Origin of the sequence: Simkania negevensis Z (assembly GCF_000237205.1) — a bacterium.
In the GTDB taxonomy this organism is placed as follows: domain Bacteria; phylum Chlamydiota; class Chlamydiia; order Chlamydiales; family Simkaniaceae; genus Simkania; species Simkania negevensis.
In genome coordinates, this window is sequence record NC_015713.1 from 512961 (window position 1) to 526928 (window position 13968).

Below are 13968 nucleotides of genomic sequence, written 5' to 3' on the forward strand. Positions count from 1 at the left end.
GGTTTATTTTGGGTATTCTCTGGGAAGAATGAGAAAAAATCTCTGAGAAGGAGTGAAAGAAACCCAGAACTCAGGTTAAGATATAAAACTTTGGATAGATCGATTGTTTAAAATGTTTCTGCGTACAGCTCTTTTTTTTATTTTTCTCTCCTCTCCGCTCCTGACTGCATGTTCGCAAAATGGAAAGGTCGATCAGGACACGCCCCTTGCGGCAGCGCAAAATAATGCGAGAAAGGGGAATGGTCATCTCGTTGTTTTAGATCCTGGTCACGGGGGCTTTGACATTGGCGCGAAGTCGCAAAATGTTGAAGAAAAGGAGCTCGCGCTTCGCACCGCAATGTTAGTAAAACGGTATCTTTCAAGCATGGGTTACCGCGTGATTCTCACTAGGAGTCGAGATGTATTCATACCTCTTGACAAACGGACCGCGATTGCAAATGACACCAAGAGTAAAATCCTCGTCAGCCTCCATTACAATGCTTTCAAAAGCTCCAATGCAAAGGGGATAGAAGTCTATTTTTACGATAGAGGTTCAAAATGGCGCAGCTCAAATTCAAAAAAGCTTGCCCAAAACGTCCTCTCTCGTCTGCTTACCCAAACAGGTGCTGCGTCTCGTGGAGTGAAACATGGAAACTTTCATGTCGTACGCGAAGCAAACATGCCTGCTATCTTAGTTGAAGGTGGGTTCATCACCCACCCTGAAGAGCGTGATCGGCTAGCAGATCCAAAGTACCTCGACCGGATTGCCCAAGGGATTGCCGAGGGGATCGATAAATACTTCCACTAACACTTAAGCTATTCGGACTCACTTCCACCAATGAAAAGTGAACCAATTCCTGAGACTAGACCCCATCCTAAGCCAAAAGTCGTTGTGGTGACTCCAGAGGCGATACTCCATGCAGTGTTTAATATCACATCAGGGACTAAATTGGGAATACCGGCAAGATCCGTGACAATATAAGCGGTTGCAAGTCCTCCAATGATAAGATTGCGTCTTGTCATCTGAGGTTCAACATAGCGTTGAAAATAAAAGCTGCTCCCTTTTCTAAAACGAGCCCAGTAGTATTTTCCCTTACTAAATGTTAGATCCTGTGGAATATTAGCGGTAAATTTTGTATTCAACTTCGTTTGAGTTCTAGAATCCAAAGCGTTCCAAAGCATGGGATGGTCTTTTAAATAAGTGCCAAGTGCATCCGCATTCGGTGATCTTGCGACAAGCTTTGTATCTGCATAAGAATAGTCAATCGTCCATGGAGTTGGGAGAGCTCCTAGTTTTTGCTCTATGAAGCGCTCGTTTAAGGCCGTTTGCAATGCTGGGCTGAGTGTCATCCAAGGACCGGTAGTGTTATAGAAGTTGCGAAGTTGTGTTAACTCAACTTGGTTGAAACGAGGGATTTCGTCTGATGTTGGGGCTTTATACAGATGTGTACCTTCTGGGATTCCTGCGCCATTAAAGCCATCGCATTCTCGACGATAAATGAGTTGCTTGTGACAAGAGAGCCCATTCCACACAACTACTCCAGGATCTGCAAGAATTCTTTGAGCCCAATTTCTATCTGCATCAGTCATATGTTTAAGATCAATCTTTTCAAGCAAGATTGCCCCAAGACCTAGTACACCATGCGTTGGTAAGTTTTCTTGAAACTTAGCTATGAAGGCTTGCAAGTAATTATCAAGATCTACTCCAGCAAATGCTGAGGGGTAAAAGTTTTCGTGGTACACTTTAGCTAAGTTTTCAATAATTCCAGCAACATTTCCATGCGGAGTGGGATGGTTTGGAATGGCTCCCCCTACTCGGTCGTCGTTATGGTCAAGGGCAAGATGTCCAAAAGCAGTTTTTAACAGCTGCTGTGTTTCTAGGGGCCATCTGACCCACATCTCTAGCTCGAACTGTTTTTCGTCCCAAAGCAAACGGATTGCATTGAAATAGGGATTATCAAGATGAGCAGCATCTGCATTTGCATTTGTCACAAGGTCTTTTAATTCATTATTTTTGATAAAGATCGGAGGAAAGCTTTTTACAGCAACATGTCCTACTTTTGCTTGTTGGTAATAGGTGATTTGAACGGTCAAAGGAAGATTATTCCAATTGGTAACGTCAGCTTTAAAGTACCTTGCCCAGTGCTCCAGCTTGTTTTTATCAAGACCTTGGATTTCCACTGGGTCGATGGGAGGTTTAATGTAAGGGTCAAATTCAGGTCCGAGCGGAGCAGGAAGTTTTTTCCCTAGTTCTTCTAAAATTTTTCGCCGTTTTAGATCAGTTAAGCTGAAAAGGCGTGGGTCTTGATAATCAAGAGGGCTCTCTCCAAAAGAGAACTTGCTGCGCCCTTTAGACTGCATGATATCTATTTGAAAAACTTTTTTAAATTCTTCGGCCGCTTCAGCATCCAGGTTTGTAACAGCAACTTCAGTAATAGGATAGGTAAAAATTGGGAAAGTCAGTGTAGGGGATACTTTTTTTCTAAATTGAGTTTGGTAATTGAGTGGCAAAGCAATCCAAGCATCTCGGTAGTACCGGTAGGTTTGTTCAAACCACTTGAGCTTTGCTGGGGTAAGAGCGCGAACATCACCTACATTTGTAAAATTCTTAAAAGGAGCGGTATTTCTTGCCTGCTCGAAAATTCTAGCACAATCTTGAGCCATCTCAGAAGTAGGAGGCAAATCACATTCATAAAATTTGAGATACCATGCTTCACGGATGGAAGGTGTAGGAGTTTGCTGAATATTAAAGTTTCTATGAAAGTAAGTGGTGAGTTCGGGTGATAAGGATTGAATTTCAATTACTGAAGAAGGAAGACCCATCACGGGCCAATTTCCCTTTTTTGCGCGGAAAGCCCATCGAATTGTTGTGTCAAGAGAGTTCCATCTATCTGGTTTTTGGTTAAATAGAAGTTCATAAAGAACCACTTCAGAATCTGCGAGAAGCCCGACGTCTGCTGCTGTCGCTGGGATTGGAAGTTTCACAAGTTGTGCTTGGATATTTTCAGGGAGTTTAAGGCTTGCAGCAGAAAATCTTCGAATAAGAGCTAGAGAAACGTCCCCATCATAATTTTTGCTATCGAAATCTCTGTGGAAAAAAGCGACTCCGTCTGTAGAGAGTTCGCCAACTTCTCCAATTGTTTTGGGATGGCGAACAACATTAGCAGCAAATTCATCGAATGAGACAAAAGCAAGTTGCTTTGTCGGGCTGAGTTCGTCCCATTTTGCAGGGTGAGACTCAAATAAGGTTTTAAACCATTTCCGTTGAGACTCTTTAAGATTTAAGATCTCTACAGGTGTCCTGGGAATTGCAAAGGCTTCAGAAACAACTTTTGGCGGTTCAAGATCAAGTGTGTAACAACGATGCTCAAATACGGGTTCGACGGTGCCCATACTGATTTCCCGTTCACGGATCATCCTAAGGTCTTCTTTTTCCCAATCATCGAAAGTTGTGGCAGTAAAGGGTGCTACAGTGAGAGGGGAGAGACTTTCAGATTTGAAAGCGTGATTCAATGCAACTTGAGCTTTGACAGGTAACTGGGTAAAAGCATCAGAATTTCCTTCGAAGTAGGTATAACAAGCGCGTACCTCTTTACTTGGAAGAGCAAATAGGTCTTTGAGTCCTTTAGGAAGTGTTGGTGCTGTTCTAAAGCCAGGGAAAATCACTGGAAAATAGATGATCATTGCTTTTCCCAAGACATTGAATGCAGCAACACAAACAAGAGGCTTTATTTCGGCAGGGAGAACTTTGACGAGAACATTGGTTGAAAACCTCGCTTTAGCTTTTGTCAGAGCAAAGACGGCAAGCCCTAATGTGAGAGCAGTAAATAGGGTAGAGCGCATGGGGGACATATGCTCTTCTGGAACTAAATCGGTGATATAAGAAGCTGTTCCTAAAAGTGCACCAGAAACAAAAGTCCCTGAAAAGGGAGCCCCAAGTGCTTTAGAAGTACCTATACCACTTAAGACTCCTAAAGCGGTAGAGATGCCTAAATCCTGGAAAGAAAATTGATTTTTGATGTCTTCGAGCGCGCCCATACCTTGCAATCCCGTTTAAATTTTAAAATAAGAAATTGTAAATATATTGTAAAAAAAGATCAAATCTAAAAACAAAGTAAAAAAATTTTTTTAAATATCATTTTCTCTACTTGGAAAACAGGAGAGTTAGAGACAAAAATAGTTAGGATTGCGTAAAATAGGACTGATTAATTTTTTTTGGAGAGGGTGATGAGTGGTGCAATCTCTTATCTACCAAAACCCTTTGATGATTTAGCAAAAATTTGGTCTCTCGATCTCAAATCTAGATCATCACAAATGGAAGCTAAAGAAAAGAAAATTGTAATTCGCTTGTCTCTTGTAGCTGCACAATTTTTTCTCTATTATCAAATGGATTTTTCTTTTCCAGCTGTTGCAAGTTTAGGTTTTGTTTTTTCGTTGCCTGCAACAACACTTTTCTTAGGGTTGTATTTGTTTGACCTCGCTTGCAGAAATGCATTTGAAAATGTTTTTCATGCAGGTGCTTACGTTGCTATTAGCTGGTATTGTCTTAGTGTACACGAAGAGCGGACTTGGGGATTTTTAGAAAGATTTTTTCCAGGGCCACGACCCGTGATTGTTCCTTTACCAAAGCCTTCGTCGGATGAAGGTTGGATCGAAAAAGATGCGTATAACAAATATGTTCCTCAAGGTACTTTGATCAAGCAGTTAATAGAGCAGTGGAATGAAAGTGGAAAATTTCTCGAGCTTCAAGAAATGGATGATGAAGAATCGGGGATTTTTAGTTACAAAGGGTTATCTTCAAAACTCAATACACAAAATGTGGTTGAGTTTTTCTATTGTTATAAAGATATTGATTTGAATCAGGGAAACGCTCGATATCAAGCGATTCAAAGGACTGGCAGAAATCAACAGCAAGTCTTTTATGGGTGCTTTTCTAATACATTTAGTAAGTCCTTCCTTTGTGATGGAATTGAATGGGCAAGTCGCGAACACTACATTCAGGCCAAGCGATTTAAAGAAGGGTCACAAGCGTATACTTTAATCAAAAATGCTCAAGGTTCTTTTTCATCTCCTCAGGGTCTTTTACGCGAATTAGCAAAAGACACATACATTGCAGATCTACGCGAATCAGATTGGGAAAAAGAGTCTTTCCATGTTGCTCTGCACGCAAATTTTGCTTTTTTTGCGCAACATAAAGAATACCGAGACCATTTGCTTGCAACAGATAACTTTCCTCTTGTTCAAAGAAACGATCGTCAAGATATTTGGGGAATTTCTTATCGGGATGGAACTTCAAAACTTGTTGCTGAAGATGGCTCTCTAATCAATCGCAACCGTGAAGGTTGGATTTTGATGTATCTTCGAAATTATTTTCGCAATCAAGTTTCTCTTTTTTGATATTTTATGTTCAATCAATTATAAGAAGAAAAAACGTCCTCGGCGCGATTTGAACGCGCGACCTACTGCTTAGGAGGCAATTGCTCTATCCAACTGAGCTACGAGGACAAAATCTACAAGTTTAAGTTATGGGCAGTATTATCTCAAGCTGTTGGAGGTAAAATGGGTGAGAATGCAGATATCGGACTAATTGGTCTTGCGGTCATGGGACAAAACCTTGTTCTCAATATGAATGATCATGGCTTCAAGGTTGTTGTCTACAACCGTACAACTTCAAAAGTTGATGATTTTCTAAAAGGTCCGGCAAAAGGAACTCAGGTCATTGGATCTCATAGCTTGAAAGAGTTTGTGAAAGCGCTCAAACGCCCAAGAAAAGTGATGCTGATGATCCGAGCGGGGAGCTCCGTTGATGACATGATTGATGAGGTGGCTCCACTTCTCGAAAAAGGGGATATCATCATTGATGGAGGGAATAGTCACTATCCTGACAGTGAAAGACGTTGCCAAACGCTCAAAGAAAGAGGAATCTTGTTCATAGGAACAGGAATTTCTGGTGGGGAAGAAGGAGCGAGGCACGGTCCTTCAATTATGCCGGGAGGAAATCCCGATGCATGGCCCGAAGTCAAACCTATTTTTCAAGCCATTGCTGCTAAGTCTGAAGAAGGCGACCCTTGTTGTGATTGGGTTGGAGAAGGAGGCGCTGGTCACTACGTCAAGATGGTCCATAATGGAATTGAATACGGTGACATGCAGATCATTTGCGAAGCCTACCAACTTCTCTCTTCAAAACTCGGAATTCAAGCGGATAAGCTCAGTAAGATTTTTGCGAAGTGGAATGAAGGGGAGCTCAATAGCTATTTGATTGAAATCACAAGCCAGATTTTCGATTATCGAGATGATGATGGATCGCCGCTAGTTGAAAAAATTCTCGATGTTGCTGGGCAAAAAGGAACAGGAAAGTGGACTGGAATCAGTGCCTTAGATCTTGGGATGCCTGTGACTCTTATCGGAGAGGCTGTTTTTGCACGGTGTCTTTCTGCTCTAAAGGATCAGCGAGTGAAAGTTAGCAAACACTTCAAGGAACCAGATAAGAACTTTTTTGGCGATAAAGATCAAATGATCGAAGATATTCGGCAGGCTCTTTATGCTTCAAAAATTGTGAGTTATGTTCAAGGGTTTATGCTCATGCATGCAGCAGCAGTTGAAATGGGTTGGAATCTCAACTATGGATCGATTGCTCTCATGTGGAGAGGGGGCTGTATCATTCGGAGTCGCTTTTTGGGTAAAATCAAACAGGCCTTCGATAAGAATCCCAATCTCGAAAGCCTGCTTTTAGATGATTTCTTCAAAGGAGAAATTCTCAAAGCCGAGCAGGGTTGGCGTCGCGTTGTCAGCCATGCAGCTGAATTTGGCGTTCCTGCTCCTTGCTTTAGTACTTCACTTTCTTTCTTTGATGGCTATCGCTCGAGCCGCTTGCCTGCTAACCTGCTACAGGCACAACGGGATTACTTTGGAGCACACACGTACGAGCGGATAGACCAACCTAGAGGTCAGTTCTTCCATACTAATTGGACAGGAACAGGTGGCGACGTCAGTTCAACAACTTACAACGTTTAACGTAAGATTTCGTTGTAATTCAGAACAAATGCCGGCTTGAGGATCTCAATCTGCCTAAATGCATGATTGAGGTCATCATGTTCATGTGAATTTTCGTATTTTTCGATGAGTTCACTGATTTCATCATAAATCTCGTGCATGTGCTTAGCCATTTTCTTTTTTGGCCCTTTAAGCGACATCCCATCGACCTCGCCGAGCTCTCCTTTCATTTCGCGGAGAGTCGAGTTGAGCATTTCCATTGCTTGTTTATGATCAGGTTGTTGCATGGACTTCCCCCATGGATATAGTTATCTTTTCTATAATTTCATTCTAAAACTGAGACGAATTATTCGGCTAGAGATCTATTGTAAAAAAGAAAAATTTCTTTGAACCATCTGATTTTTAATAACCTGAACTTCTGTATTTTTATTTCTGCAAATACATTTCTTGCTTCGAGTAATTGTCGTATATAATAGCTTGATTTATACTCAAACAACTTCAAAAATTGGATTTTCGGCTGCGCCAAAGCACCGTAATTTGCCGATTTTAAGTGACCTCATATTCCTAATATTAGGCGACTTAAAATCGACGAATTCCGAAAGCTTTCGCGCTCTTCAAAACCAATTTTTGAAGTTGTTTGAGTATAGAGTAAACTGAGAGGGAGTGAAATAAATCCGTGAACTCAGATTAGAGTATGGTTATTCTTCAGCTCTAAGGACTTCCATGAATGCTGACTGAGGGATGTTGACTTTTCCGATCTCTTTCATCCGTTTCTTTCCTTTTTTCTGCTTTTCCCACAATTTCCGCTTACGCGAAATGTCTCCTCCATAGCATTTGGCTGTGACGTTTTTCGACAGTGCCGGGATGGTTTCTCGGGCAATGATTTTTCCACCAATTGCAGCTTGAATCGGGACCTTAAACTGTTGGCGTGGAATCACATCTTTGAGCTTGTTACAGATGGCTCGTCCTTTGGACTCGGCTTTTGTTTGGTGGACGAGACAAGAAAAGGCATCCACAACCTCGTTGTTGACCTTAATTTCAAGTTTGATGATCGAGCCGATTTCGTGGGTCGCAAATTCGTAATCAAATGAGCCATAACCTCGTGTGACTGATTTCAATTTGTCATTGAAGTCAGTGATAATTTCATTCATGGGAAAACGGAAAGTGAGGAGGAGACGATTTTGTCCCATCGACTCAGTTTTATCTAGGACTCCCCGCTTTTCTGTTCCTAAGTTCATAATAGCACCTAGATATTCTCCAGGAGTCATGATGTGGGCTATGACCCAAGGCTCTTCAATGTATTCAATTGTAGAGGGATCGGGAAAATGTGCAGGATTATCGACGAGCTTATCTTGACCATTAGACAATGTCACCTTATAGACAACACTGGGGGCAGTTGTGATGATGTCTATATCAAACTCTCTTTGGAGCCGCTCGAAAGTGATTTCAAGATGGAGGAGCCCTAAAAAGCCGCAGCGGAATCCGAATCCAAGAGCCAAACTACTTTCTTGCTCGACATGTAGTGCGGAGTCGTTGAGCTGGAGTTTGACAAGGGCATCTTTGACATTCTCAAAATCAGAGGAATCAATCGGATAGATTCCAGCATAGACGACAGGTTTAATCATCCGAAAGCCAGGAAGAGCTTTCGTTGCTCCTCCGCGAAAAGTTGTGATTGTATCTCCAATTTTCACATCAGAGGTATTTTTGATATTGCCAATCACATATCCGACCTCTCCAGGACGAAGAATATCAACAGGTTTTTCGTTTGGAGAGAAAATTCCGACTTCTAAGACCTCAAAACTCTTATCTGTTGCCATGAATTTGATCTGAGTTTTTTTGGAAACTTCGCCACTCACTACTCGGATGTAGACCATGACACCTCGGTAGGGATCATAGTGCGAGTCAAATACGAGGGCTTTGAGGGCTGTTTCTTCAGAAGGTTGGGGAGATGGAATAGCGACTAAGATGCGCTCTAAAATATCAGTAATACCTTGGCCTGTTTTAGCTGAGCAAAGAATAGCATCACTTGCATCAAGTCCAATCACTTCTTCAATTTGCTCTTTAACAGAGTCAACATCAGCAGCAGGGAGATCAATTTTATTCAAAATCGGGACAATTTCTAAATTGCGCTCGACTGCAAGGTGGACATTGGCGAGACTTTGGGCTTGGACCCCTTGTGCTGCGTCGACAATGAGCAAAGCTCCTTCGCAAGCAGAAAGAGAACGGGAGACTTCATAAGAAAAGTCGACATGTCCAGGGGTATCGATGAAATTGATTTGATAAGTGTTTCCATCTTTTGCTTCATAGTACATTGTCACAGGATGGGCCTTGATGGTGATGCCGCGTTCCCGCTCGAGTTCCATGTCATCAAGGAGCTGCTCTTGCATTTCGCGAGGAGGAACCGTGCCCGTCACTTCGAGTAGTCGGTCGGAGATTGTAGACTTTCCATGGTCGATGTGTGCGATGATGGAGAAGTTTCGAATGAATTTGGGGTCGTATTTGAATGCCATATGATGATGAATTTACATGTTTTGGGGATAAAAAAAAAGCCTCTCCGTTAGGAAAGGCTTTTTGCTTGAAAAATTGCTTTTTCTTAAGTCGTAGATGGAGCTTCTTCTGTCTTAGCTTCAACTTTAGAAGCAGGCTCGACATCTTTGACTGAAACAGTTTTGTCTTCAGGAGCTGTCTCAGCTGTCTGAACAAGGAACTGTTTGTTAAGCGATTTTGCTGCAATGATCCACATCAAGATGATAAAGAGGAGAATTCCTCCAACATAAGGTGTCATCGCGGCAATCGATCCCAACCCGAGGATTAGACCTTGTTGGATTAAAGCACCACCTGATTTTCCAAGGCGGGCACCAACAACGTCCACAGCGGCTTTACCCTTGACCTTTTGTTCTTGGTCAAGTGGGATGTAAGCCATTTCTTTGGTTGGATCAAATAATGAGTATTTCGCTGACTTACTCATGATATTCTGAGCAGTACCGAATATAACAGCAAGCATGAGCGGTGTAGTTCCGATACTTGCAATAAATCCAGTTAAATTGTCTCTGAAAATAATGAATGAGAAGAAAGCGATTCCAGTGATTAAGAGAACGACTGGAGTGACAAGTGCTGCACGTCCCCATCCAAAACGACGGATCACGTTACCACCGACGAAGAGCATCATGAAGATGGTGACAACACCGGTGATTTGAGAGAAGCGTCCCATGAATGTGCTGTAAGCGTTTGGATCAGGGAACTGAATTTTAAGCTGACTCTTCCAAGTAACTTCGATCAAGTTGATTGCAATACCATAGCAAAGGACAAGGATGGCGATGCATCCGAGGTATTTTGAGCGGGTAAGGTAAAGGAAACTTTCTTTGATCGAGAGTTTTGGCTTTGACTTCTTTTGTTTTTTTCTTTCATCTTGGCTGTAGAAGCGTGGGTCAGTTAGAACGTAGCGGTTGATCCACCAGTAAACTCCGACAATAATGAGTCCAGAGAGGACGACCATTCCCATCAAGTAGTTAAGAGAGACTTGCCATGGGTCTGCGCCAACTGGAAGGCTTGCGCGGATTTTTGACGCCCACTGGATAAGCCATCCAGAGATGATAAGTGAAAAGTTCGCAAAAAGGCCGAAGAGCGAGTAAAACCGCTTTGATTCGGAGACTTTGGTGATGTCGTTGGCAAATCCCCAGAATAAGAGGGAGAGTGCTACGCTACCCCAGAGTTCGGCCATTACATAAAAGATTGAGTAAGTCCAGTTACGGATGATCGCGATAAATCCACTTGCGCCTGCTGGCAAGGTATTTTGCAATGTGTCGCAAAGAGCGTTAGGGTGAAGATAATCACGAGCAGGGTAGAGCACAGTTGCAAAAAGCGCGAAGAATATTAGGAATGGGAGAACAGCGGTGTAGAATAGCTGTGGCTTACTCAGCTTGTTACTCAGTTTAGCGTAAATCAACATAAAGATGACCGCACAAGGCAGGACAGCCCAGAACTTAAGAAATGGGATGACCTCAGCACCGCCGCCTGGAGCAGTAACAACAAGAGTATCTTTTGTATCTCTTAAGACTGTGTAGTTGAATAGGATTAAGAAGAAGAGCAGTACCATCGGAACGAGCTTTTTGAGCTCAAAGCCATGAATCGGCCATAGGATGGAGCGCACTTTACCAAATTCATTTTGTGATTGTGACATGTTGCATTCCTAGTTTAACTTTTTTTTCAAACATTCTCTACAACTTTGTAAACCTGATTTAAAAACTAGTAGGGATTGCTTCTAAAATAAACACACTTATTTTAGTCATTCTGCCATAAAAAGCAAGAGAAAAAAACTATTTAATTCGAAAAGGGAAAATTTATTTTATACAAAAAAAAGAGCGCCATAAAGGCGCTCTTTGACCATCAATTCAACTAAGTTGGATCTTAGATGTCGCTCATCATGAGTTCTGCTCCAGCAGCGATCATGGCTTGCTGTGCGTTAACAGCTTCTACGTAGCCATTCCAAAGCTCATGGTCAACGATTCCATGGCGGACTGCCTGAATGAGTTCACGTTTGCACTGAGCAAGCGACTTTTTAGGGCTTAGAATTGAAACCATTTCTTTATCCCCAGAAAGACGTGCCATGTTAAGTAGCCGCTCAAGTTGCAATTTTGTAAAGTTCATGTTGTCTCTTTTCTTGCGTGAACCGCGCGCAGCACGAGGCTTTGGAGGGACAACAAGGGGGCGATCAGGGTTAAGAATGAATTTTTCAATCAATGATCCTAGATCTTTTGGGCTCTTGTACTTCATTTTACGTAGAGTAAAATGATGCATGTAACCCCCGCTAGACATTGGAATGTATTTACAAAGGTCGTTTTCTTTTCTTCCTTTTACCTTCTTAATCGCTTTAGCGATCACACCTTCGAGCTGTTCAAGGCTCTTAGTGTTGGTCTTCATCTCTTCTGTGAAACTCATGGTTGTTCCTTTTCGTGTATAGTTTAGACAATAATTCCTTATTCTCTTCGTTAAAAGAGACTATCTTGATTGGAGACGATTGGACTCCTCTCACATCAAGAGACGCTCTTTTTTTCTCAAAAACCTTTTTATCGGTTCTTGTAATCATTTTTTTTATACTATTGCATATTTATTTGCAACTATTGATTATTTTTTTGAATTATTTCAATGAAAAATTCTCATAATTGCACTAAAAAACCTGCAATATTGCACCATTTTTTGCGGAATTCTAATAGAAATAGATCTTTTGTGCAAGATGTTAATTAATTTTACCCGGTTTTTTCTCTCTATTAATGAATTACGTTCTTCTAAAGAGGTAATTAAACTTTTTGAATGATAGGGTTTTAAATCCGTTTTATCAAAAGGCTCTAACAATGCATCAATAAACAGTTAATTATTAATCTGAACTCTGGGTTTATTTCACTCATGCTTAGGGATTTTTCTTTTTCTTCTAAGCCTTCTTGCCTCGAAAAGGACCACTTGGCCCTACCCATCGGTAAAAATACCGAGAATTTAAGAGAGGTCTCTCTTCAAACTAAGCAAAACAAACCCAGAATTCAGCTTATTAGGGCTTTAGCTATTGATAGAAGTTTTTCCAATTCTTAATGAGCTTTGATATAAGCGGATTTAAGTCATTTTTTGAATGAAAAGAACCAAGGCTATTGCCTTGGTTCTTTGGGAGAAAAATAAGAGGCCGCTATTTTAGAAATCGAAGCGGATTCCTGCGTTAAGCCCTGTTAAAGAAAGGTCTCCTTCTGGAGTTGTGTCGTTAAATGAAACGAAATTCATTTGATTCCACCAGTATTGAGTTTCCCAACCTAGATGTAGGCTGAAATACATCCAATCCCAGAAGCAATCTCCCCATTCAAGACCCAAATTTAAATAGGCCATAGGACGTAATCTGTAAGACTCATCTGAAAGCCGTAGGTTTAACAGATCTCCATTGTTTCGAACACCTTTTTGAATGAGTCTAGTAGTGCTTTCACCATAAACCAGTGCTCCATGAACATCAGCGTTAATGCTAAACCCGTATCCTAGTTCCCAGGAACCAAAAACCCCTAGTTTTGGGCCCACGCCCCAGTAGCGGCTTTTTTCTCTGACACTCATGCTCTGGAAAGGGTCATTCCCTTGATTCGGATTAACAGGTTTACTATAGTGAGCTGCTAAATGCTGTCGAATTAAAGCAGCTTTCAAGCCTGCAACAGGCTGAAGAGCTAATCTTTTGCTCACGTAGTAGTTTCTTCCGAGGTCTAAATCCCAGGAGTTAAATTGTAATTGCCAGTTACTTCTTCCTTTCTGAAAAAGCTCGAAGGTTGTCGATCCATTATTTGTAAAGGGATGCGACCCAAACAGGCCTACAATAAATTGTGTATTATCTGCCGTTAAGTCTTCAGAAGGTACAGATGCCGAAGTTTTAGGATAGGAATAGAGCCAAGTATAATAAGTATGTAAATCCCAATCATCATAATCAAAATTATAGCCGAGACCTACTCTGAATCCGGGATCAAATTCCCAGTCTTGGTCTAATTGCTTTGCGTTAACGTTTGTTGGGCCATTATTCGGATTATTATCTGAGCTTTGTGACCCTTTCCAAGCGTATTTTAGACTATCTTCCACAGCTCGCAAATAGAGGAACTCTACATCAAAAAAAGGCCCATTCACTCCAAAACAACCACGAGCTGAGGTTAAAACAACTTTTTGCCGTTCGCCAGAGTTTGAGGTGTTATTTTGGTAATCTAGGCTGTCAGAGCTTCTCTGAAGACCATTTGGTTTCACTTGCGAAGATGAATCATCGCTAGCATAGGTGAAAATAGAAGAAGTTTCTATTTGTGTTTCTAAGTTATGTGCTTTAGCTTCGCTAAAACCGCTTGCATTAAATAATAATACTGCAGCGGGTAGCATGGAGAAAAACTTCACTGGGAGCCTCCTTTCAAAATTTTTCATATAAACCACATTTTTTTTCAAAAGATACTTTCAATCAATCTTTTTCTAAAAAATAGTCATTAACTGTTCCTGGAT

9 protein-coding genes and 1 tRNA gene are annotated in these 13968 nt (G+C 41.5%); 3 read left to right on the forward strand and 7 right to left on the reverse strand.

The window, feature by feature from the left end:
• Positions 1-112 precede the first annotated feature (112 nt).
• A complete protein-coding gene (locus SNE_RS02975) occupies positions 113-787 on the forward strand; it encodes an N-acetylmuramoyl-L-alanine amidase family protein (protein ID WP_013942844.1) in 675 nt (224 codons plus the stop codon).
• 8 nt (positions 788-795) lie between these two features.
• Here SNE_RS02975 and SNE_RS02980 read toward each other — a convergent pair whose 3' ends face one another.
• Positions 796-4017, reverse strand: a complete 3222-nt coding sequence (locus SNE_RS02980) for a hypothetical protein (protein WP_013942845.1) — start codon at positions 4015-4017, stop codon at positions 796-798.
• Positions 4018-4206: 189 nt separating this feature from the next.
• Here SNE_RS02980 and SNE_RS02985 point away from each other — a divergent pair, with 189 nt between their 5' ends.
• The gene (locus tag SNE_RS02985; RefSeq protein ID WP_013942846.1) at positions 4207-5376 is read left to right on the forward strand and encodes an NADAR family protein; all 1170 of its coding nucleotides are present in this window, start codon (positions 4207-4209) and stop codon (positions 5374-5376) included.
• Between the two features lie 34 nt (positions 5377-5410).
• On the opposite strand, the gene SNE_RS02990 is transcribed toward SNE_RS02985, so the two are convergent.
• Positions 5411-5484: transfer RNA gene (locus tag SNE_RS02990), tRNA-Arg, on the reverse strand.
• 54 nt (positions 5485-5538) lie between these two features.
• On the opposite strand from SNE_RS02990, the gene gnd reads away from it, so the two are divergent.
• Complete coding sequence (gene gnd, locus SNE_RS02995) at positions 5539-6993, forward strand: decarboxylating NADP(+)-dependent phosphogluconate dehydrogenase (protein WP_013942847.1); 1455 nt, start codon at positions 5539-5541, stop codon at positions 6991-6993.
• Here the strand turns inward: gnd and SNE_RS03000 are convergent.
• The 5 genes from SNE_RS03000 to SNE_RS03020 all read right to left on the reverse strand — a co-directional run bounded on the left by SNE_RS03000 (position 6990) and on the right by SNE_RS03020 (position 13866).
• Positions 6990-7259 carry a hypothetical protein gene (locus tag SNE_RS03000; RefSeq protein WP_013942848.1) on the reverse strand — a complete coding sequence of 90 codons (270 nt, stop codon included), beginning with the start codon at positions 7257-7259 and terminating at the stop codon, positions 6990-6992. The two genes, gnd and SNE_RS03000, sit on opposite strands and share 4 nt — an antisense overlap.
• Positions 7260-7670: 411 nt before the next feature.
• Complete coding sequence (lepA, locus tag SNE_RS03005; RefSeq protein WP_013942849.1) at positions 7671-9482, reverse strand: translation elongation factor 4; 1812 nt, start codon at positions 9480-9482, stop codon at positions 7671-7673.
• 83 nt (positions 9483-9565) lie between these two features.
• Positions 9566-11152, reverse strand: a complete 1587-nt coding sequence (locus tag SNE_RS03010) for an NTP/NDP exchange transporter (protein ID WP_013942850.1) — start codon at positions 11150-11152, stop codon at positions 9566-9568.
• Between the two features lie 227 nt (positions 11153-11379).
• Positions 11380-11910: a hypothetical protein gene (locus SNE_RS03015; RefSeq protein WP_013942851.1), complete on the reverse strand. Its 531-nt coding sequence runs from the start codon at positions 11908-11910 to the stop codon at positions 11380-11382.
• A 741-nt stretch (positions 11911-12651) separates the two neighbouring features.
• Complete coding sequence (locus SNE_RS03020; RefSeq protein WP_148258932.1) at positions 12652-13866, reverse strand: Lpg1974 family pore-forming outer membrane protein; 1215 nt, start codon at positions 13864-13866, stop codon at positions 12652-12654.
• Between the last annotated feature and the right edge of the window lie 102 nt (positions 13867-13968).

Bases quoted from the DNA above. Each gene is read 5' to 3' on its own strand.
- SNE_RS02975 (WP_013942844.1), top strand. From the start codon at position 113: ATGTTTCTGCGTACAGCTCTTTTTTTTATTTTTCTCTCCTCTCCGCTC.
- SNE_RS02980 (WP_013942845.1), bottom strand. From the start codon at position 4,017: ATGGGCGCGCTCGAAGACATCAAAAATCAATTTTCTTTCCAGGATTTA.
- SNE_RS02985 (WP_013942846.1), top strand. From the start codon at position 4,207: ATGAGTGGTGCAATCTCTTATCTACCAAAACCCTTTGATGATTTAGCA.
- gnd (WP_013942847.1), top strand. From the start codon at position 5,539: ATGGGTGAGAATGCAGATATCGGACTAATTGGTCTTGCGGTCATGGGA.
- SNE_RS03000 (WP_013942848.1), bottom strand. From the start codon at position 7,259: ATGCAACAACCTGATCATAAACAAGCAATGGAAATGCTCAACTCGACT.
- lepA (WP_013942849.1), bottom strand. From the start codon at position 9,482: ATGGCATTCAAATACGACCCCAAATTCATTCGAAACTTCTCCATCATC.
- SNE_RS03010 (WP_013942850.1), bottom strand. From the start codon at position 11,152: ATGTCACAATCACAAAATGAATTTGGTAAAGTGCGCTCCATCCTATGG.
- SNE_RS03015 (WP_013942851.1), bottom strand. From the start codon at position 11,910: ATGAGTTTCACAGAAGAGATGAAGACCAACACTAAGAGCCTTGAACAG.